Origin of the sequence: Pseudomonas sp. B21128 (genome assembly GCF_044218865.1) — a bacterium.
Taxonomy (GTDB): Bacteria; Pseudomonadota; Gammaproteobacteria; order Pseudomonadales; family Pseudomonadaceae; genus Aquipseudomonas; species Aquipseudomonas iridis.
On the sequence record NZ_CP162590.1, the window covers coordinates 1,622,479 to 1,643,480 of the forward strand.

Annotated in this window: 20 protein-coding genes; 14 read left to right on the forward strand and 6 right to left on the reverse strand. The window is 60.1% G+C overall.

Annotated features, from left to right (window positions below):
* Position 1 precedes the first annotated feature (1 nt).
* Complete coding sequence (locus AB4P91_RS07145) at positions 2-487, forward strand: DUF523 domain-containing protein (protein WP_395604549.1); 486 nt, start codon at positions 2-4, stop codon at positions 485-487.
* A gap of 295 nt (positions 488-782) precedes the next feature.
* Here AB4P91_RS07145 and AB4P91_RS07150 read toward each other — a convergent pair whose 3' ends face one another.
* Positions 783-1,346, reverse strand: coding sequence for a transporter substrate-binding domain-containing protein (locus AB4P91_RS07150; RefSeq protein ID WP_150593550.1), 564 nt, complete (start codon positions 1,344-1,346; stop codon positions 783-785).
* Positions 1,347-1,481: 135 nt separating this feature from the next.
* On the opposite strand from AB4P91_RS07150, the gene AB4P91_RS07155 reads away from it, so the two are divergent.
* Positions 1,482-1,907: a DUF4399 domain-containing protein gene (locus AB4P91_RS07155; RefSeq protein ID WP_150593551.1), complete on the forward strand. Its 426-nt coding sequence runs from the start codon at positions 1,482-1,484 to the stop codon at positions 1,905-1,907.
* 111 nt (positions 1,908-2,018) lie between these two features.
* On the opposite strand, the gene serA is transcribed toward AB4P91_RS07155, so the two are convergent.
* Entirely contained in the window at positions 2,019-3,248 is a 1,230-nt protein-coding gene (serA, locus tag AB4P91_RS07160; RefSeq protein WP_042561624.1) for a phosphoglycerate dehydrogenase, read from the reverse strand.
* A 204-nt stretch (positions 3,249-3,452) separates the two neighbouring features.
* On the opposite strand from serA, the gene AB4P91_RS07165 reads away from it, so the two are divergent.
* From AB4P91_RS07165 to AB4P91_RS07180, 4 genes are all read left to right on the forward strand, one after another.
* Positions 3,453-4,847 (forward strand): FAD-binding oxidoreductase, encoded by a 1,395-nt coding sequence (locus AB4P91_RS07165; protein ID WP_395604550.1) that lies wholly within the window; start codon positions 3,453-3,455, stop codon positions 4,845-4,847.
* 41 nt (positions 4,848-4,888) lie between these two features.
* Positions 4,889-5,554: a fumarylacetoacetate hydrolase family protein gene (locus tag AB4P91_RS07170; RefSeq protein ID WP_150593552.1), complete on the forward strand. Its 666-nt coding sequence runs from the start codon at positions 4,889-4,891 to the stop codon at positions 5,552-5,554.
* A gap of 267 nt (positions 5,555-5,821) precedes the next feature.
* Positions 5,822-6,745, forward strand: a complete 924-nt coding sequence (locus AB4P91_RS07175; RefSeq protein ID WP_395604551.1) for an SdiA-regulated domain-containing protein — start codon at positions 5,822-5,824, stop codon at positions 6,743-6,745.
* Between the two features lie 132 nt (positions 6,746-6,877).
* A complete protein-coding gene (locus AB4P91_RS07180) occupies positions 6,878-7,795 on the forward strand; it encodes an SdiA-regulated domain-containing protein (RefSeq protein ID WP_150598273.1) in 918 nt (305 codons plus the stop codon).
* Between the two features lie 147 nt (positions 7,796-7,942).
* Here AB4P91_RS07180 and rpiA read toward each other — a convergent pair whose 3' ends face one another.
* Complete coding sequence (gene rpiA / locus AB4P91_RS07185; protein WP_042561619.1) at positions 7,943-8,617, reverse strand: ribose-5-phosphate isomerase RpiA; 675 nt, start codon at positions 8,615-8,617, stop codon at positions 7,943-7,945.
* Between the two features lie 148 nt (positions 8,618-8,765).
* Here rpiA and ilvA point away from each other — a divergent pair, with 148 nt between their 5' ends.
* A complete protein-coding gene (ilvA, locus tag AB4P91_RS07190; RefSeq protein ID WP_395604552.1) occupies positions 8,766-10,280 on the forward strand; it encodes a threonine ammonia-lyase, biosynthetic in 1,515 nt (504 codons plus the stop codon).
* Between the two features lie 40 nt (positions 10,281-10,320).
* The gene (locus tag AB4P91_RS07195; protein WP_395604553.1) at positions 10,321-10,734 is read left to right on the forward strand and encodes a DUF2269 family protein; all 414 of its coding nucleotides are present in this window, start codon (positions 10,321-10,323) and stop codon (positions 10,732-10,734) included.
* 121 nt (positions 10,735-10,855) lie between these two features.
* Here AB4P91_RS07195 and AB4P91_RS07200 read toward each other — a convergent pair whose 3' ends face one another.
* Entirely contained in the window at positions 10,856-11,512 is a 657-nt protein-coding gene (locus AB4P91_RS07200; RefSeq protein ID WP_395604554.1) for an HAD family hydrolase, read from the reverse strand.
* A 143-nt stretch (positions 11,513-11,655) separates the two neighbouring features.
* Between AB4P91_RS07200 and AB4P91_RS07205 the strand changes: the two genes are divergently transcribed.
* Both AB4P91_RS07205 and ptsP read left to right on the forward strand, forming a co-directional pair.
* Positions 11,656-12,135, forward strand: a complete 480-nt coding sequence (locus AB4P91_RS07205; RefSeq protein ID WP_003229203.1) for an RNA pyrophosphohydrolase — start codon at positions 11,656-11,658, stop codon at positions 12,133-12,135.
* Between the two features lie 22 nt (positions 12,136-12,157).
* Positions 12,158-14,437 carry a phosphoenolpyruvate--protein phosphotransferase gene (gene ptsP, locus AB4P91_RS07210; protein WP_042561615.1) on the forward strand — a complete coding sequence of 760 codons (2,280 nt, stop codon included), beginning with the start codon at positions 12,158-12,160 and terminating at the stop codon, positions 14,435-14,437.
* Between the two features lie 126 nt (positions 14,438-14,563).
* On the opposite strand, the gene AB4P91_RS07215 is transcribed toward ptsP, so the two are convergent.
* Positions 14,564-15,310 (reverse strand): NRDE family protein, encoded by a 747-nt coding sequence (locus AB4P91_RS07215; protein WP_395604555.1) that lies wholly within the window; start codon positions 15,308-15,310, stop codon positions 14,564-14,566.
* A 129-nt stretch (positions 15,311-15,439) separates the two neighbouring features.
* On the opposite strand from AB4P91_RS07215, the gene AB4P91_RS07220 reads away from it, so the two are divergent.
* The 3 genes from AB4P91_RS07220 to AB4P91_RS07230 all read left to right on the forward strand — a co-directional run bounded on the left by AB4P91_RS07220 (position 15,440) and on the right by AB4P91_RS07230 (position 18,139).
* Complete coding sequence (locus AB4P91_RS07220) at positions 15,440-16,222, forward strand: sulfite exporter TauE/SafE family protein (protein WP_150593560.1); 783 nt, start codon at positions 15,440-15,442, stop codon at positions 16,220-16,222.
* A 79-nt stretch (positions 16,223-16,301) separates the two neighbouring features.
* Entirely contained in the window at positions 16,302-17,117 is an 816-nt protein-coding gene (gene lgt, locus AB4P91_RS07225) for a prolipoprotein diacylglyceryl transferase (RefSeq protein WP_395604556.1), read from the forward strand.
* Between the two features lie 50 nt (positions 17,118-17,167).
* Entirely contained in the window at positions 17,168-18,139 is a 972-nt protein-coding gene (locus tag AB4P91_RS07230; protein ID WP_395604557.1) for a thymidylate synthase, read from the forward strand.
* 61 nt (positions 18,140-18,200) lie between these two features.
* Here AB4P91_RS07230 and cadR read toward each other — a convergent pair whose 3' ends face one another.
* On the reverse strand, positions 18,201-18,650 hold the full coding sequence (gene cadR / locus AB4P91_RS07235; protein WP_105704602.1) for a Cd(II)/Pb(II)-responsive transcriptional regulator: 450 nt from the start codon (positions 18,648-18,650) through the stop codon (positions 18,201-18,203).
* Positions 18,651-18,735: 85 nt separating this feature from the next.
* On the opposite strand from cadR, the gene AB4P91_RS07240 reads away from it, so the two are divergent.
* Positions 18,736-20,991 (forward strand): heavy metal translocating P-type ATPase, encoded by a 2,256-nt coding sequence (locus tag AB4P91_RS07240; protein WP_395604558.1) that lies wholly within the window; start codon positions 18,736-18,738, stop codon positions 20,989-20,991.
* Positions 20,992-21,002 lie beyond the last annotated feature (11 nt).

Sequence of the window (21,002 nt, forward strand, 5' to 3'; positions counted from 1 at the left end):
CATGCAAAAGATTCTGGTCAGCCGCTGCCTGTTAGGCCATCGCGTGCGTTACGACGGCGGTGCCAGCGGACCGTTTGATGTGCTGGAGCAGTGGATAGCCGAAGGACGGGTGGTGCCGTTGTGCCCTGAAGTGGCCGGTGGCTTGCCGACGCCGCGAGCGGCGGCGGAGATTCCGGGCGGGCAGGGGGGTGAGGTGCTCGATGGTGTGGCTGCGGTGATGACCACTGAAGGCGAGGATGTCAGTGCGCAGTTTCTGGAGGGTGCGCGGCAGGCGCTGGAACTGGTGCAAAAGCACGATATCTGGGTGGCGGTGCTCAAGGCCAACAGTCCGTCGTGCGGGAACCTGCTGACGTATGACGGGACGTTCAGTGGGGTGAAGGTCAGTGGTGAGGGGGTTACTGCTGCTCTATTGAAACGTCATGGTGTGCAGGTTTTCAGCGAGCTTGAATTGCCTGAGGCGGCGGTGGCATTGGCGGCTTTGGGTTGATCCAGAATCCTTACCCTCACCCCAGCCCTCTCCCTGAGGGAGAGGGGGCCGACCGAGGCGTCCGGAGCTTTACATCGACCTGAAAGACTAGGTTGATTATGGACTCGACAAAGCAATGGTCTATCGATCATGGAAAAGACAGAACAGTAATCAGCCGATCATGGATTCGACAACGCAATAACCAGTCGATCATGGATTCGGTAATGCCATCCCAGGTCGGCGTATCTCTGAAGCATCCCCCAATCAGTTCCCTCTCCCTTGGGAGAGGGCCAGGGTGAGGGGCTCTTTCAGGGGCTTACGGTTTCAACCACTTCTCGGACAACGCCGCCAATCGCCCATCCGCCTTGATTCGCTGCAACGCACTCTCAAGGCTGGCGCGAAAGGCCGGATTACCCTTCTGAAACGGTATCGCCAACTCCACCGGCGCACTCACTGCCGGCTTCGTTTCGGTCAGCGCCTGCACCAGCACCATGGGGCGGGGCTGCTCGTCCTTCTTCGCCAGTAATTGTGAATCGATCTGGCTGTACGGCTCGCTGAAGTCGAAACGATCCTTAAGTTCGGGTGTCAGTGCTATGTGGTTGAGCGCGACGTCGTACTTGCCGCTTTCAACGCCCTGGAGCAGATCGCCGGCGTCAGTGACGATGAAGTCGGCGCGCACATCCAGCTCCCTGGCCAGCAATTGCCCAAGCTCGACCTCGAACCCCGTGAGCGTGTCACCTTCCTTGAAATTGAAGGGCGGTGTATTAGCCTCCAGGGCTATGCGCAACTCGCCACGGTCGTTGACGTCATCAATCAGTTCGGCATGAGCCAGCGGGCTCAGAAGGGGTATCAGGCAGATCAGGCCAGGCAAAAGGCGCATGGTCACTCCTTTGAAATCATTATCGCGATGCTCTGATTCAGGCTCGCTTTGCTATGGTTGTCGAGTGCCTTCGACAACGAATGGTCATGAAGTTGTCATGACCGTGCGGATTTTACGGAAAAACTGGAGAAGAAAATGAAAAGCTTTATGTCACGTGCTGCGTTGGCGGGTGTGCTGATGGGTGTTTCGGTAATGGCCAGTGCGGCGACGCCGGCGCCGAAAGATGCTGAAGTGTTCATCGTTTCTCCCGAGGACGGTGCGACGGTTTCCCAGGAATTCAAGGTCAAGTTCGGCGTCAAGAACATCGCGCTGGCGCCCGCGGGTGACGTCACCAAGAACACCGGCCACCATCATCTGCTGATTGACGTCGACGACCTGCCGGCTGAAGGCGCACCTATCCCGACTGATGCCCACCACATGCATTTCGGCAAGGCGCAGACCGAAGCCACCATCAAACTGGCCCCCGGCAAGCACACCTTGCAGCTGATTCTTGGCGACAGCGGCCATATGCCGTTTGACCCGACGATCGTTTCCGAAAAAATCACCGTCAACGTCAAATAAAAAAAGGGAGCCCTTCGGGGCTCCCTTCTTTTATCAGCTGCGAGCTACAAGCGGCGAGCTGCAAGCATTAGCAGAAGCGAACATCACTTGCCGCTTGAGGTGTAGCTGTTCTTAAAAAAGAACCCGGCTACGGATGGTGCCGGTAACGTGTTGCAGCTTCTCTTGCGCCAGCTCCGAGTACTCGGCGTCGACGTCGATCACCACGTAGCCGACCTTTTCGTTGGTCTGCAGGAACTGACCGGAGATGTTGATGCCGTTTTCGGCGAAGACCTTGTTGATCTCCATCATCACACCCGGAATGTTCTCGTGGATGTGCAGCAGGCGGTGCTTGCCAGGGTGAGCCGGCAGGGCCACTTCCGGGAAGTTGACCGACGAAACGGATGTACCGTTGTCGCTGTACTTGACCAGTTTTTCCGCCACTTCCAGACCGATGTTGGCTTGTGCTTCGGCGGTCGAGCCACCGATGTGCGGGGTCAGAATCACGTTGTCGAGACCACGCAGCGGGCTTTCGAACTCTTCGTCGTTGGAGCGTGGCTCCACCGGGAATACGTCGATGGCGGCGCCGATCAGGTGCTTGTCCTTGATTGCTGCGGCCAGGTGATCAAGCTCGACCACGGTACCGCGTGCAGCGTTGATCAGGATGCCGCCCTTCTTGATGGCGCGGATTTCCTTCTCGCCGATCATCCACTGGGTCGCAGCGGTTTCCGGAACGTGCAGGGTGACGATGTCGGACATGCCCAGCAGTTCGTGCAGGTTGTTGACCTGCGTCGCGTTGCCCAGCGGCAGCTTGGTCACGGTGTCATAGAAGTACACCTGCATGCCCAGGCCTTCAGCCAGAACCGACAGTTGAGTACCGATCGAGCCGTAGCCGACGATGCCCAGCTTCTTGCCGCGGATTTCGAAGGAGTTGGCTGCGCTCTTGATCCAGCCGCCACGGTGGCAGGAAGCATTTTTCTCAGGGATGCCGCGCAGCAGCAGGATGGCTTCGGCCAGTACCAGTTCGGCAACGGAACGCGTGTTGGAGTACGGCGCGTTGAACACGGCGATACCGCGCTCGCGGGCAGCACTCAGGTCAACCTGATTGGTGCCGATGCAGAAACAGCCGACGGCTACCAGCTTCTTCGCGTGATCGAAGATCTCTTCGGTCAGTTGGGTGCGAGAACGAATGCCGATGAAGTGAGCGTCAGCGATCTTTTCCTTGAGCTGGGCTTCCGGCAAGGAACCTGTCAGGTATTCGATGCTGGTGTAGCCCGCCGCCTTGAGGACGTCGACAGCCGATTGGTGGACGCCTTCGAGAAGAAGGAACTTGATCTTGCTCTTATCGAGAGAAGTCTTGCTCATCTGCGTAAACCTGTATCCCGGAGAAAAATGGCAGGAAATGGTCAACAGAGGCTGACCGCGACGGCAGGAAAGCCGTCACCGCAGAAAGGCCGTTGGGCACTGGCCTGCGGGGTCGGTATGCTAGCATAGCCGCCCCGCTAAACACTCATTCCTGCGACGTGAAGCGTTCTCAGGATGACCATGAATTGTTCGAGAGTTCTGTCGATGACCAATCCTGCCCTGATTGATGAACTGAAGACCCTGGTCGAGCCTGGCAAGGTCCTGACCGATGCCGACTCCCTGAACACGTATGGCAAGGATTGGACCAAGCACTTCGCCCCGGCGCCCAGTGCCATCGTGTTTCCCAAGACCATCGAGCAAGTACAGGCCGTTGTCCGTTGGGCCAACGAACACAAGGTCGCGCTGGTGCCTTCGGGCGGGCGAACCGGGCTGTCCGCCGCGGCGGTGGCGGCCAACGGCGAAGTGGTCGTGTCGTTCGATTACATGAACCAGATTCTCGACGTGAACCTCACTGACCGTACCGCCGTGTGTCAGCCGGGCGTGGTTACCGAGCATTTGCAGAACGTTGCCGAAGAAAAAGGCCTGTATTACCCGGTGGACTTCGCTTCGGCCGGTTCCAGCCAGATTGGCGGCAACATCGGCACCAATGCCGGCGGTATCAAAGTCATTCGTTACGGCATGACGCGCAATTGGGTCGCGGGCATGAAAGTCGTCACCGGCAAGGGCGACGTGCTGGAGCTGAACAAGGACCTGATCAAGAACGCCACCGGTTATGACTTGCGTCAGCTGTTTATCGGCGCGGAAGGCACCCTGGGTTTTGTGGTTGAAGCGACGATGCGCCTGGATCGCGCGCCGAAAAACCTCACGGCGATGGTGCTGGGTACCGCGGATTTCGACTCGATCATGCCGGTGCTGCACGCCTTTCAGGGCAAGCTCGACCTCACCGCTTTCGAGTTCTTCTCCGACAAGGCTCTGGCCAAAGTCATGGGGCGTGGCGACGTGCCGGCGCCGTTCGAAACCGATTGCCCGTTCTACGCCCTGCTGGAATTTGAAGCGACCACTGAAGAAGTGGCCAACAGCGCGCTGGAAACCTTCGAGCATTGCGTTGAACAGGGCTGGGTCCTCGATGGCGTGATGAGCCAGAGCGAAACCCAGTTGCAGAATCTGTGGAAACTGCGCGAGTACATCTCCGAGACCATCTCGCACTGGACGCCGTACAAGAACGACATCTCGGTCACCGTCTCGAAAGTCCCGGCATTTCTCAAGGAAATCGACGCGATCGTCGGCACACACTATCCGGATTTCGAAATCGTCTGGTTCGGCCACATCGGCGATGGCAACCTGCACCTGAACATCCTCAAGCCGGACAACCTGAGCAAGGACGAGTTTTTCGCCAAGTGCGCCACCGTCAACAAGTGGGTGTTCGAAACCGTCGAGAAGTACAACGGTTCGATTTCCGCGGAGCACGGCGTGGGCATGACCAAACGCGACTACTTGACCTACAGCCGATCGCCGGTTGAGATCGAGTACATGAAAGCGGTCAAAGCGGTGTTCGACCCGAACGGCATCATGAACCCGGGCAAGATCTTCGCGGTTTGATCTGTAATTCTTGATGAATCAATGAAGGCAGGAGTCGGTAAATGAGCTATCAGCACCAGTACGTCGACGGTACGCGCATTCACTTCCCGATCGGGAAAGTCGTGTGCATTGGCCGTAATTACGCCGAACACGCCAAGGAACTGGACAACCCGGTGCCTACCGAGCCGCTGCTGTTCATCAAGCCCGGCAGTTGCGTGGTGCCGCTGGACGGTGGTTTCAGCATTCCGACCGAGCGTGGCTCGGTGCACTACGAAGCGGAAATCGCCGTGTTGATCGGCAAGCCGCTGTCGACCAAACCCAGCCGTGAAGAAGTGCTGGATGCGATCTCCGGTTTCGCCCCGGCGCTGGACCTGACCCTGCGCGACAAGCAGGCCGAGCTCAAAGCCAAGGGCCTGCCGTGGGAAATCGCCAAGTCGTTCGACGGCGCGGCCGTGCTTGCGCCGTTCGTGGTTGGCAGCACCTTCGCGGACCTGACCGACATCGGTATCCGCCTGACCATCAACGGTGAGGTGCGTCAGGACGGCAACAGTAGCGCGATGCTCAACCCGATTGTGCCGATGATCCAGTACATGGCCGGCTGCTTCTCGCTACAGGCCGGTGACGTGATCCTGACTGGCACCCCGGCTGGCGTCGGCCCGCTGAATGTCGGCGATGAGATCGTCCTCGAACTGGTTGGCGCCAACCGCTTCAACAGCAGCGTGCGCTAGTCGTAACACTGGACATCCCTGTGGGAGCGAGCTTGCTCGCGAAAGCGTTGTATCAGTCAGCGATGCTGTCGGCTGACCTGACGCCTTCGCGAGCAAGCTCGCTCCCACAATGATTGTTGGTGGCCTGAAGCTTGGGGACAGCACACGCCAATCCCGCCATTTGCCGTTTTTTTCACATCCTGTCTGGATAATTCCCGCAATTCTGGCGTCTTAGCCGGCCTCTTTATGCTATTACCCATAGCCTGAATTTTCGGAAAGCGTCCCTTGATGTCATCTCAAACTCAGCTCAAACCCCCACGCCGGTCGCGTTTCGCCATGCGCTGGTATTCCTGGTTGCTGCTGGCGATTGCCGCCGCGTACGGCTTGGCGTTTGCCATGCATTGGGATGACCGGGGCTTGCTGTGGGTGCTGGAACGCTTTGAAAGCAAGGCCGAGCAAAAGGAAAGCATCTGGCTGCCGGACTATCGGGTGGTGATCGATGCCAAGTCATTGCCGGGCATGGAGAAGGACGAAGCGTCGGACCTCGCCTACAACCGGCAGACCAAAACCCTGTTTTCGGTGATGGGCAAGAATCCGTTCCTCGTCGAACTGAGCCTGCAAGGCGAGGTGCTGCGCAAGATGCCGCTGGTAGGCTGGAGCAATCCGGAAGGCCTGACCGCCATGGAAAACGGCCTGATGGCGATCGTCGATGAGCGCCAGCACATGCTGTCGATCGTCAAGGTCGATGCCGACACCCGTGAACTGAACATCGCCAGTTTCCCCAAGTACGATCTCGGCCCGTCGAAGGACCAGAACAAGGCCTTCGAAGCGATCACCTGGGACCCGCGCAACCAACAATTGCTGCTAGGTGAAGAACGGCCACCGGCGCTGTTCACCTGGAAAAGCGATGGCGGTCAGCCCCTGAAAGGCGACAAGCAGAAGCTGTCCAGCGATGAACTGGATATCCGCAATCTCTCCGCATTGGCAACCGATCCGCGCACTGGCCACCTGCTGGTGCTGTCCGCCGATTCTCACCTGTTGCTGGAACTGGACGAGAAGGGCGAGCAAGTCAGCTTCATGACCCTGCTCGGCGGTTTCAACGGCTTGAAGAACACCATCCCCCGCGCCGAAGGCGTGACCATGGATGAGGCGGGCACGCTGTACATGGTCAGCGAGCCGAACCTGTTTTATCGCTTCGAAAAGCACAAATAACTCACTCCTGCAGGTGCAGCCTTCGGCAGCGCCTACACAGGTTGTCTTGTGGTTCAAGGCAAGTGGCCATTAAGCTTCAGTTCAGTCAGGCGTGATATTTCATCCGCCTGCCTTGATTCCGAGCCCGCCCGAATGCGTCGACTTGCCCGCCCCAAACCGCTGTTGCTCATCTTTTCGCTGATTGCCCTGATCGCGCTGCTCTCGATCGGCCAATACATGCGCCTGTTCGAACGCGCCTGGTTCAACCTGCACACCCTATGGCAGCCGCTGAGCAGCGAGGCCATTGGCCTGGATCAGTATCGCGTGGATATCGAAGCGCGCGTCATCGACGGGCTGGACGACGATGTGTCGGCGCTGACCTACGATCCGGTGCGCGACAGCCTGTTCACGGTGACCAACAAGAATTCCGAACTGGTTGAGCTGTCGCTGGAGGGCAAGATCCTGCGGCGCATCCCGCTGATTGGCTTCGGCGACGCGGAGGCAGTCGAGTTCATCAGCGCCGATACCTACGTGATCACCGATGAGGGCCAGCAGCGGCTGATCAAGATTCATCTGGAGCAAGACACCACCTTCCTCGACGCGGCGGACGCCGAGCAGATGACCCTCGGTGTGCACATGGCCGGCAACAAGGGGTTTGAAGGTCTGGCGTACGACTCGGTGGGCAAGCGCCTGTTCGTCGCCAAGGAGCGCGACCCGATGCTGATCTACGAAGTGCACGGCTTTCCTCACTTCAACCCGGAAAAGTCCTACGCGGTGCACGTGATCAACAACCCCAAACGCGATGCCGGGATGTTCGTGCGCGATCTGTCGAGCCTGCAATACGACGAGCGCAGCGGTCATTTGCTGGCGCTGTCGGATGAGTCGCGGCTGATTCTGGAGCTGGATGTCAACGGGCGCCCGCTCAGCACCATGTCGCTGAGCAAGGGCCGGCAGGGCTTGCAGAAAACCGTGCCGCAGGCGGAAGGCATTGCGATGGATGATGACGGGACGTTGTATCTGGTGAGTGAGCCGAATCTGTTTTACGTGTTCAAGAAACCCACACCAAACTAATCCTGACCACAAAACACTGTGGGAGCGAGCTTGCTCGCGAATGCGGTGGATCAGTCAATCAAGATGCAGACTGGTCCGACGCTTTCGCGAGCAAGCTCGCTCCCACAGGGGTAAAGCATTTATTCACAAGATTGTGCGTAGCCGGGCTTACTCAGCCTTCAGCGTCTTCACGCCTTCACTCGTACCCAGCAACAACAAATCCGCCGGACGCGCCGCGAACAAGCCGTTGGTGACCACGCCGACAATCGCGTTGATCTGCGCTTCCAGCTCCACCGGGTTAGTGATCTGCAGGTTGAATACGTCGAGGATGATGTTGCCGTTGTCGGTCAACACGCCTTCGCGGTACACCGGGTCGCCGCCCAGCTTCACCAACTGACGAGCGACGTGGCTGCGGGCCATTGGGATCACTTCGACCGGCAGCGGAAACTCGCCCAGCACTGGCACCAGTTTGCTGGCGTCGGCGATGCAGATAAAGGTCTTGGCCACGGCCGCTACAATTTTCTCGCGGGTCAGGGCTGCGCCGCCGCCCTTGATCAGGTTCAGGTGTGCGTCGCTTTCGTCGGCGCCGTCGACGTAGAACTCCAGGTCGCTGACCGTGTTCAGCTCATACACCGGAATCCCGTGGCCCTTCAGGCGTGCGGCAGTGGCTTCGGAGCTGGCGACCGCGCCATCGAACGCGCCCTTGTGCTTTGCCAGCGCATCGATGAAGCAGTTGGCGGTGGAGCCGGTGCCGACACCGACGATGCTTTTGTCGTCGAGTTTCGGAAGGATGAAGTCGACGGCGGCCTGCGCCACTGCCTGTTTGAGTTGATCCTGGGTCATGCGGGCTCCGGAAGCGGGCAAGGGGAGAACGGAAAGGCCGGCATTATAGCCTCAAGACTGTCTAAAACCTCTGGATTCGTGTGGTCGTGTGCCCAAAAGCCGGGTTAGACTCCGTGGTCCCGCCCAACCCGCTCAGTGATGCTTTCCGATGCTCGAACAGTACGTCAAAAAGATCCTCACCTCGCGCGTTTATGACGTTGCCGTAGAAACCCCGCTGCAGAATGCTCGCCAGCTCTCCGAGCGGCTGGGTAATGACATTTGGCTCAAGCGCGAAGACTTGCAGCCCGTGTTCTCCTTCAAGATTCGCGGCGCCTACAACAAGTTGACCCAGTTGACCGACGAGGAGCGCGCCCGTGGCGTGGTCACCGCGTCGGCGGGCAACCATGCGCAAGGTCTGGCCCTGGCGGCGAAAGTGCTGGGCGTGAAAGCCACCATCGTCATGCCCAAGACCACCCCGGAAATCAAGGTCGAGGGCGTGCGTTCGCGTGGCGGCAAAGTGGTGCTGCACGGTGATTCGTTCCCGGAAGCCTTGGCCTACTCGCTGAAACTGGTCGACGAAAAAGGCTACGTCTACATCCACCCGTACGACGATCCGCATACCATTGCCGGGCAGGGCACCGTGGCGATGGAGATTCTGCGCCAGCACCCGCAACCGCTGGACGCGATTTTCGTCCCGGTCGGCGGCGGCGGGTTGATTGCCGGCATCGCTGCTTACGTGAAATACCTGCGTCCGGACATCAAAGTCATCGGCGTCGAGCCGGACGATTCCAACTGCCTGCAAGCGGCGATGGCTGCCGGTGAGCGCGTCGTGCTGCCGACCGTGGGCATCTTCGCCGACGGCGTGGCGGTGGCCCAGATCGGTCAGCACACCTTCGACATCTGCAAAGACCATGTCGATGAAGTGATCACCGTGAGCACCGACGAAATCTGCGCGGCGATCAAGGATATCTACGACGATACCCGCTCGATCACCGAACCTGCCGGCGCATTGGGTGTGGCCGGGATCAAGAAGTACGTCGAACAGCGCGGCGTCAGCGGCAAGACCTTCGTCGCCATCGATTCGGGTGCCAACGTCAACTTCGATCGCCTGCGCCACGTCGCCGAGCGTGCCGAACTGGGCGAGGGCCGCGAAGCGATCATCGCCGTGACCATCCCCGAGCAGGCCGGCAGCTTCAAGGCGTTTTGCGAGGCCATCGGCAAGCGCCAGATCACTGAATTCAACTACCGCTACAACACCGGCAGCGAAGCGCACATCTTCGTTGGCGTGCAGACTCACCCGGAGAACGACCCGCGCAGTGCATTGCTGGCGAGCCTGACCGAGCAGGGTTTCCCGGTGCTGGACCTGACTGACAACGAACTGGCCAAGTTGCACATCCGCCATATGGTCGGTGGGCACGCGGCGCATGTGGTTGATGAAGTGGTACTGCGCTTCGAATTCCCGGAACGACCGGGCGCGCTGTTCAACTTTCTCAACAAGCTCGGCGGGCGCTGGAATATCTCGATGTTCCACTACCGCAACCACGGCGCGGCGGACGGCCGTGTGGTCGCCGGCCTGCAAGTACCCCACGATGAACGTCACCTGGTGCCGGCGGCGCTGGCGGAAATCGGTTACCCCTACTGGGACGAAAGCGACAACCCGGCCTATCAGCTGTTTCTTGGCTGAACGGCTACGCTGATGGGCATGACCCAAGGAAGAGAACTACATGGAAACCCTGACAACCCTGAAAGTCCTTCACGTCGCGGCGACCGTGGTCATACTCGCGAGCGGGCTGGGGCTTGCCGCTCTGACCTGGCGTAATCGCAGCGAAGGGCCGGCGAGCACGATGCAGCGTCCGTGGCTGTTTATTTGGTGTTTGATGCTGATCGGTATGCTGAGCATGCCATTCACTGGCTGGTGGCTGGTGCACCTGATCGGCTGGCCACTGGGGCAGTTCTGGATTCTGGGGTCCAGCGTGATCTATGCCGTGGCCACGTTCAGTGCGGTGTGGCTGCTTGTGCGGCTTAATCGACTGTGGACAATCGGGGTGGGCAACCGCCGATTCAATCTGGCGCTGGCCATTGTAAGCGGCGTCGGATTTCTCGCCATTGCGGCGTTGATGGGGGCCAAGCCGGTTTAAGGCTTGAGACCGAGTCGACCCAAATCGCTGGCAAGCCAGCTCCCACAGGTTTTTGAGGTGTCCACAAAATTTGTGTCCACTGATAGTCCCTGTGGGAGCTGGCTTGCCAGCGATGGCGTCATCAGTCGCGCAGGGTCATTACCGGCCAGCCGCGTTTTTCGGCTTCGGCGCGCAAATTCGGATCCGGATCAACCGCGACCGGATTCGCTACCTGCTCCAGCAGCGGCAGGTCATTCATCGAATCGCTGTAGAAATAGCTGTCCTCCAGCGAATACCCGGTCTCTTCCAGCCAACGGGTCAGGCGCGTTACCTTGCCTTCACGGAAGCACGGAACGTCGGCGCTGCGCCCGGTGTAGCGGCCATCCACCATTTCGCATTCAGTGGCGATCAGGGTTTCAACACCCAAGCGAGCAGCGATCGGCGCGGTGACGAAGCGGTTGGTCGCCGTGATGATCACCAGTTTATCGCCGGCGTCGCGGTGCTTTTTCAGCAGTTCCAGCGCCTTGGGCAGCATGATCGGCTCGATGCAGTCGCGCATGTAGTCGCGGTGCCATTGATCGAGCACGGCCATGTCGGTGCGGCCGAGGATCTCAAGGCAGAAGTTCAGGTACGCGGCGTTATCCAGTTTGCCGGCCAGGTAATCCTGATAGAACTCGTCGTTGCGCGTCTTGTACGCAATCGGGTCGAGGAAGCCGCGCTCGCACAGATAGTCGCCCCAGGCGTGATCGCTGTCGCCGCCCAGAAGGGTGTTGTCCAAATCGAATAGAGCCAGGCGCATTGCAGTTACCCGCTGATAAGTCTGTAAAAAGGCGACAAGAATACGGTCTTTTCACAAGAGTGCACATAAGGTAGGAAGCTTCGTTGCCGCCTTATGAACCTTTGTGGAACAATGCGGCGACATGCGTTTGCGAGGTTGTGCCCGTGATCGACCCCGATGGTTTCCGCCCCAATGTCGGGATCATTCTGACGAATGACGCCGGCCAGGTGCTATGGGCTCGCCGTATCAATCAAGATGCCTGGCAGTTTCCGCAAGGGGGAATCAACCCTGAGGAGACGCCGGAAGACGCCTTGTACCGCGAGCTGAACGAAGAAGTTGGCCTGGAACGTGAAGATGTTGAAATACTGGCCTGTACTCGAGGCTGGTTGCGCTATCGTTTGCCGCAACGTCTGGTGCGTACCCACAGCCAACCGCTGTGCATCGGCCAGAAACAGAAATGGTTTCTCCTGCGCCTGATCTCCAACGAGCAACGGGTGCGGATGGATTTGACCGGTAAACCGGAGTTCGATGGCTGGCGCTGGGTCAGCTATTGGTATCCGTTGGGCCAGGTGGTGACATTCAAGCGCGAGGTGTATCGCCGCGCCCTCAAAGAGCTTGCCCCGCGCCTTTTAGCGCGCGACTGACGACGGAGTTCGACCCCGAGCCATGCTCAATACGCTGCGCAAGATCGTCCAGGAAGTTAACTCCGCCAAGGATCTCAAGGCGGCGTTGGGGATTATTGTGTTGCGCGTCAAAGAGGCCATGGGCAGCCAGGTCTGCTCGGTCTACCTGCTTGATCCCGAGACCAATCGCTTCGTCCTGATGGCCACCGAGGGCTTGAACAAGCGCTCGATCGGCAAGGTCAGCATGGCACCCAACGAAGGTCTGGTCGGTCTGGTCGGCACGCGTGAAGAACCCCTGAACCTCGAAAACGCCGCGGATCACCCGCGCTATCGCTACTTCGCCGAAACCGGCGAGGAGCGTTACGCCTCGTTCCTCGGAGCCCCGATCATTCACCACCGCCGCGTCGTCGGCGTGTTGGTTATCCAGCAGAAAGAGCGTCGCCAGTTCGACGAAGGTGAAGAAGCCTTCCTCGTGACCATGAGCGCGCAGCTCGCAGGCGTTATCGCCCACGCTGAGGCTACGGGTTCGATTCGTGGTCTGGGCCGTCAGGGCAAGGGTATCCAGGAAGCCAAGTTCGTCGGCGTACCGGGCTCGCCGGGTGCGGCGGTCGGTACCGCGGTGGTCATGCTGCCGCCTGCCGACCTGGACGTGGTGCCGGACAAGACCATCACCGACATCAACGCCGAGCTTGGCCTGTTCAAGACCGCCATCGAAGGCGTGCGCGCCGACATGCGCGCCCTGTCCGCCAAACTGGCGACCCAATTGCGCCCGGAAGAGCGCGCGCTGTTCGACGTCTACCTGATGATGCTCGACGATGCCTCGCTGGGCAGCGAAATCACCACGGTGATCAAGACCGGTCAGTGGGCCCAGGGCGCACTGCGCCAAGTGGTCACCGAACACGTCAACCGTTTTGAACTGATGGACGACGCCTACCTGCGCGAGCGGGCATCGGACGTCAAAGACCTCGGTCGCCGCCTGCTCGCCTATTTGCAGGAAGAGCGTCAGCAGAATCTGGTCTACCCGGAAAAAACCATTCTGGTCAGCGAAGAGCTGACCCCGGCGATGCTCGGCGAAGTGCCGGAAGGCACGCTGGTCGGTCTGGTTTCGGTACTCGGTTCGGGCAACTCCCACGTCGCGATCCTGGCCCGGGCCATGGGCATTCCGACGGTAATGGGTCTGGTCGACCTGCCGTACGCCAAGGTCGACGGTATCGAATTGATCGTCGACGGCACACGCGGCGAGGTCTACACCAACCCCAGCGAAGTGCTGCGCAAGCAGTTCGCCGAGGTGGTGGAAGAAGAGAAACAACTGGCGCTGGGTCTCGACACCCTGCGCGACCTGCCCTGCGTGACCCTCGATGGTCACCGCATGCCGCTGTGGGTCAACACCGGCCTGCTGGCGGACGTGGCACGAGCGCAGAAGCGCGGTGCCGAAGGTGTCGGTCTGTACCGCACCGAAGTGCCGTTCATGATCAACCAGCGCTTCCCGAGCGAAAAAGAACAACTGGCGATCTACCGCGAGCAGCTCGCCGCGTTCCACCCGCAACCGGTGACCATGCGCAGCCTCGACATCGGCGGTGACAAGTCGCTGTCGTACTTCCCGATCAAGGAAGACAACCCGTTCCTCGGCTGGCGCGGCATTCGCGTCACCCTCGACCACCCGGAAATCTTCCTGGTGCAGACCCGCGCGATGCTCAAGGCCAGCGAGGGCTTGAACAACCTGCGCATTCTGCTGCCGATGATCTCCGGCACCCACGAACTCGAAGAAGCCCTGCACCTGATCCACCGGGCTTGGGGCGAAGTGCGCGACGAAGGCACCGACGTGCCGATGCCGCCGATTGGCGTGATGATCGAGATTCCGGCAGCGGTGTATCAGACCAAGGAACTGGCACGGCAAGTGGACTTCCTGTCGGTCGGTTCCAACGACCTGACTCAGTACCTGCTGGCAGTCGACCGCAACAACCCGCGCGTCGCCGACCTCTACGACTACCTGCACCCGGCCGTGCTGCAAGCCTTGCAAAACGTGGTGCGCGACGCCCATGCCGAAGGCAAGCCGGTCAGTATCTGCGGCGAGATGGCCGGTGATCCGGCAGCGGCGGTGCTGTTGATGGCGATGGGTTTCGACAGCCTGTCGATGAACGCCACCAACTTGCCGAAGGTGAAGTGGATGTTGCGTCAGGTGAACCTGAGCAAGGCCAAGGAGTTGCTGGCCGAGTTGATGACTATCGACAATCCGCAAGTTATCCACAGCTCACTGCAATTGGCGCTGAAGAATCTCGGTTTGTCGAAGATGAATCCGCCGGCGGTCAACAAGGCCCTCTAAAAGGCCAATGGCCTCATCGCTGGCAAGCCAGCTCCCACAGGGATCTTCAGTGAACACGATATCTGTGAGCACCCAGGAAACCTGTGGGAGCTGGCTTGCCAGCGATGGCGCCAGTCCAGACGCCGCCTAAATCAAAATCTCCACCTCGCCCAGATGCCCCCCATACGGCCCAAAACTGCGCTCCACCATCCGCCGCGTCCCATCCGCCTGCACAATCAGCGCTGTACTCGCCCGCGTCCCGTAACTCTGGCTGGCAATAAACACACTCGACAGCAGTGATTCAGTCGCAAGCCCCACGCCGGTATCCGGCAGCTCGGCAAACGGCGCCGTCTGCGCATCGCCAAGCAACTCCAGCAACCGCGCAGGCGTCGGATCTTCCAGCACCGCGCTCAACGCTGCCTTGGCCTTGAGCAACTTCGGCCACGGTGTATCCAGCCCGGCATTGGATAACCCGTAGACCCCGGACTCCAGCATCACCGGCTCGGACATCCGCGCATTGAAGTGCCACAGTTCATGGTGGTTGCCGAGCAGCAGGTTGAAACCCGCGTAGTCCGGCGAGCGGTCGACCACGTCAGCCAGATAATCCTCCAGCGACTGATCCCCGGCGAGAAACCCGGCCACCAGCTCGCCCCGCGATTTACGCGCCGGTGGCTGATGCGGGTCACGAATATTGGTCAATGCGGCGAAGCGCCCATTGGCACCGATCCCCAGCCAGGAGCCCCCGGCCTCGAGATCACGCCCGGCATGCACGTGCGGCGCCTCCGGCCATTGCGCCAGCGGCAGGCTCGGGCGGGCGTAGAACTCGTCACGGTTGGCTGCGACGATCAGCGGTTGAGCGTGGTCCGGGCGCCAGGCGAAAACGATCAGGCACATAAGGTGGTCCTTGTGTGTTTTTTGCTCACTCTACGCATCCGGCGTCCGCGCATCCATCGCAAGTGGAGCAGAAGGCTATGCATCCGTTACCATGCCGCTCCGATTTGGGGATGCGTCAGGGAGACGGTCATGGAATTTTTGCTTTATCTGGCGCTGGGCGCCTGTGCGGGCGTGTTGGCCGGGCTGTTCGGGGTTGGCGGCGGGATCATCATTGTCCCGGTGCTGGTGTTCAGTTTCACCTTGCAGGGTTTCGATCAGTCGATCCTCACGCATCTGGCGGTCGGTACTTCGCTGGCGACGATCATCTTCACCTCGGTCAATGCCGTGCGTGAGCATCATCGACGAGGCGCGGTGCAGTGGCCGATTTTTGTCTGGATGGCGGTCGGGATCCTGATCGGTGCGGGTTTGGGCGCCCTGACTGCCGAAGCGATTTCCGGTCCGAACCTGCAGAAAATCATTGGCGTGTTTGCGTTGGTGATTGCGGTGCAGCTCGCGCTGGACGTCAAACCCAAGGCCAGCCGCACGGTGCCTGGCAAGGTCGCGCTGGCGGCGGCCGGCAGCGTGATAGGTTGGGCCTCGGCGATTTTCGGCGTCGGTGGTGGCTCGCTGACCGTGCCTTTTTTGACCTGGCGCAGCGTACCGATGCAGCAAGCGGTCGCCACGTCGTCGGCCTGCGGGCTGCCGATTGCGCTGGTCAGTGCTTTAAGTTTCATGATTTTGGGGTGGCACGATGCGCGGTTGCCAGCCCATAGTCTCGGCTTTATCTATTTGCCGGCGCTGCTGGGCATTGCCCTGACCAGCATGGTCTTCGCGCGTTTTGGCGCGCGGCTGGCCCATCGGTTGTCGGCGAAGTTGCTGAAAAGACTGTTCGCCGCTTTGCTGTTCTGCGTGGGATTAAGCTTTCTGCTTTGACCGCGTGGCAATCCTGGCTTAATCCTGAGGTGGCAGCGTCGCCCGGGAATTCTGCTTTCAACTCTAACGAGGAGTCGCAATGCTGCCTTACCCGCAGATCGACCCGGTGGCCCTGGCCATCGGTCCGCTGAAAATCCACTGGTACGGTCTGATGTACCTGATCGGCATCGGCGGTGCGTGGCTGCTGGCGTCGCGCCGGCTCAACCGCTTCGACCCGACCTGGTCCAAGGAGAAGCTCTCCGATCTGATCTTCTGGCTGTCGATGGGCGTCATTGTTGGCGGACGTCTGGGCTATGTGCTGTTCTACGACCTGAGCGCGTACCTCGCCAACCCGATGCTGATTTTCGAAGTGTGGAAGGGCGGCATGTCGTTCCACGGTGGTTTCATCGGCGTAATGCTTGCGGCCTTGTGGTTCGGCAAGCGCAATGGCAAGTCGTTCTTCCAGCTGATGGACTTCGTCGCGCCGATGGTGCCGATCGGTCTTGGCGCCGGGCGTATCGGCAACTTCATCAACGCCGAACTGTGGGGCAAGGCGACCGACGTGCCGTGGGCCATGGTTTTCCCGCCGTTCAGCGACCCGGCACAACTGCCGCGTCATCCGTCGCAGCTGTATCAGTTCGCGCTCGAAGGCGTGGCGCTGTTCGTGATCCTTTGGCTGTTCTCGCGCAAGCCGCGTCCGACCATGGCCGTATCGGGTATGTTCGCGCTGTTCTACGGGATCTTCCGGTTCATCGTCGAGTTCGTCCGCGTACCGGACGCCCAGTTGGGCTATCTGGCCTGGAACTGGCTGACCATGGGCCAGGTGCTGTGCGTACCGATGATCGTCGGCGGGTTGTTCCTGATCTGGCTGGCCTATCGTCGCGCGCCGGCAGCACCACTCGCTCCGACGGCTTAAACTACGAACCCCGGCGCGCGACGCCGGGGCTCAAAGGACACAGGTAATTCATGAAGCAATATCTCGAACTGGTCTCGCACGTCATTCAGAACGGCACCAAGCAGGCCAACCGTACCGGCATCAACACCATCAGTTTTCCCGGTGCGATGCTGCGTTTCGATCTGCAGGAAGGTTTCCCGGCGATCACCACGCGCAAGATGGCCTTCAAATCGGCCATCGGCGAGATGTGCGGGTTTCTGCGGGGCGTGAACAACGCCGCTGAATTCCGCGCGTTGGGCTGCAAGGTCTGGGATCAGAACGCCAACGAAAACGCGCAGTGGCTGGCCAACCCGTTCCGTCAGGGCGACGACGACCTCGGCGAAATCTACGGCGTGCAATGGCGCAAATGGCCCGCGTACAAGCAGATTCCGCTGAGCAACACCGCCGCCATCGAACAAACCCTGAGCAACGGCTACAAGCAAATCGCTCAGGGCGAAGAAGAAGGTCAGGCCTACGTGGTCCTGTACAAAGCCATCGATCAGGTGCGCCAGTGCGTCGACACGATCATCAACGATCCGGGCAGTCGCCGCATTCTGTTCCACGGCTGGAACGTTGCTCAGCTTGATGAAATGGCCTTGCCGCCGTGCCATCTGCTGTACCAGTTCCACCCGAATGTCGAGACCAAAGAGATTTCTCTGACCCTCTACATCCGCTCCAACGATCTGGGTCTGGGCACGCCGTTCAACCTGACCGAAGGTGCCGCGCTGCTGAGCCTGATCGGTCGCCTGACCGGTTACACGCCACGCTGGTTCACCTATTTCATCGGTGATGCACACGTCTACGAAAACCACCTGGACATGCTCAACGAACAGCTCAAGCGGGAGCCGTTCGCCATGCCGAAGCTGAAGATTTCGGATCGCGTGCCGGAGTTTGCCAAGACTGGCGTGTATCAGCCGGAATGGCTGGAACTGGTGGAGCCGAGCGATTTCTCGCTGGAAGGTTACGAGCATCACGCGCCAATGACCGCGCCGATGGCGGTCTGAAGGTCTGCCATTAAACCTGTGGGAGCTGGCTTGCCAGCTCCCACAGGGATATTCGGTGTTTTCAATGGCCGTGGCTACGGCCCACATGGGAATGCTCTACTTCCGTCGCCACAACCCCGCCACTCACTTCCAGTCGCTGCAAAATCCCGCACTGATCTGCCATCGGCCCTTCGCCACAACGTTGTCGCAGGTCGAGCAGTTGCGTCTGTAATGCCAGCAATCCATCGATTCGCGCCTTCACGTGCTGGATGTGTTCGTCGATCAGTGCGTTGACGCTTTCGCATTGATCCTGCGGGCTGTCGCGCAGGGCGAGCAGGCTACGGATCTCTTCGAGGGTCATGTCGAGGGTGCGGCAGTTGCGGATGAAGGTCAGTCTTTCGGCGTGGGCCTGGGTATAGACGCGGTAGTTGCCGTCGCTGCGGGCCGGCTCCGGCAGCAGGTTTTCGCGCTCGTAGTAGCGGATGGTTTCCACGGCGCAATCGGTCAGTCTGGCCAGTTCTCCGATCTTCATGACGGCAATCTCCAAAAGGGTGCTTGACCCTATAGTGGCTACAGGGTCTTTACTTGGCAACAGGCACCTTCATGGACGCGACCCGATGAGCGATTCCCAGCACACCCACAAGCCCGGCGACGGGCACGATCACAGTCATAAGCTGCAGCCTGTGCATAAACATGCCCATGGCGGCGATTCCTGCTGCGGGTCGAAAACGGCTGCGCCTGCGTTGGTGCAGCTCAGCGAAAAGACCAGTGCCGATGCCCGGCTGAGCAGTTTCCGCATCGAGGCGATGGACTGCCCGACCGAACAGACGCTGATCCAGAACAAGCTCGGCAAACTCGCGGGCGTTGAGCAACTGGAATTCAACCTGATCAACCGCGTGCTCGGCGTAACCCACAATCTGCCGGACACCGCGCCGATCATCGATGCGATCAAATCCATCGGCATGCACGCCGAGCCGCTGGAGGCGGGCGTCGAAGCGCCGGCGCCGGCTCCGGTGAAAAAGCACTGGTGGCCGCTGGCTCTCTCGGGCGTTGGCGCATTGGCGGCTGAAGTCATCCACTTCACCAACGCCGCACCCGATTGGGTGGTGGCGATCATCGCGTTGATTTCGATCCTCAGCGGTGGCCTGACCACCTACAAAAAGGGCTGGATCGCCCTGAAGAACTTCAACCTCAACATCAATGCGCTGATGAGCATTGCCGTCACCGGTGCGATCCTTATCGGGCAGTGGCCGGAAGCGGCGATGGTCATGTTCCTGTTCACCGTGGCCGAGTTGATTGAAGCCCGCTCGCTGGATCGTGCACGTAACGCGATCAGCGGCCTGATGCAGATGACCCCGGAGCAGGCGACCGTGCAGCAGGCTGACGGCACCTGGCTCGAACAGGAAGTGAAAAGCGTCGAACTCGGCGCCCGCGTGCGGGTTAAACCCGGTGAACGTATTGCGCTGGACGGTGAGGTCGTCAGCGGCAATTCGACCATCGATCAGGCGCCGATCACTGGCGAGAGCCTGCCGGTGGAAAAAACGATCGGCGACAAAGTCTTCGCCGGCACCATCAACCAGGCAGGTTCGCTGGAATACGCAGTGACTGCTGCGGCAAACAACTCGACCCTGGCGCGGATCATTCACGCCGTCGAGCAAGCCCAAGGCGCGCGCGCACCGACTCAGCGCTTCGTCGATCAATTCTCGAAAATCTACACCCCGGTGGTGTTCGTCTTTGCGCTGGCGGTCGCGATCATTCCGCCGCTGTTCATGGGCGCGGTGTGGTTCGACTGGATCTATCGCGCACTGGTGTTGCTGGTCGTTGCGTGCCCTTGTGCACTGGTGATTTCCACCCCGGTGACCATCGTCAGCGGCCTCGCGGCAGCGGCGCGCAAAGGCATTCTGGTCAAGGGCGGCGTGTACCTGGAGGGCGGTTTCAAGCTCGACTATCTGGCGCTTGATAAAACCGGGACGATCACCCACGGCAAACCGGTGCAGACCGATTACCTGTCCCTTGAGCCGACGGCCGATGCCATGGCCCCCGCGATTGCCGCCGCACTGGCCGGGCGTTCCGATCACCCAGTGTCGCTGGCCATCGCCAATGCGGCTGTGGATAAAAACTTCGCTGTGTTGAATGTGGATAACTTCGAAGCGCTCGGCGGGCGGGGCGTGAAGGGCGATATCAACGGCCAGACCTATCACTTGGGCAACCATCGTCTGGTCGAAGAGCTGGGCCTGTGCTCGCCGCAACTGGAAGAAAAGCTCTTCGCGCTGGAGAAACAGGGCAAATCCGTGGTGCTGCTGCTCGACTCGTCTGGCCCGCTGGCGCTGTTTGCCGTGGCCGATACCGTTAAAGAGACCAGCCGTGAGGCGATCCGTCAGTTGCATGCGCTGGGCGTGAAAACCCTGATGCTGACTGGCGACAATGTCCACACCGCGCAGGCGATTGCGGCGCAGGTTGGCATTGATGAAGCGCGTGGCGATTTGCTGCCGACCGACAAACTGCAAGCCATCGAAGACCTGTACAAGCAGGGTCATCGCGTCGGCATGGTTGGCGACGGTATCAACGACGCCCCGGCGCTGGCTCGCGCCGAGATCGGTTTTGCCATGGCCGCTGCGGGCACCGACACGGCGATCGAGACGGCCGATGTCGCCCTGATGGACGACGATCTGCGCAAGATTCCGGCATTTATTAGCCTGTCGTGCAATACCGCCAGCATCTTGAAACAGAACATCGCGTTGGCGCTGGTGATCAAAGCGATCTTCCTTGGGGTAACCTTCGCCGGACTCGCCACCATGTGGATGGCGGTGTTCGCCGACATGGGCGTGAGTCTGTTGGTGGTGTTCAATGGTTTGCGCCTGCTGCGCAAATAAACGATGAGGGA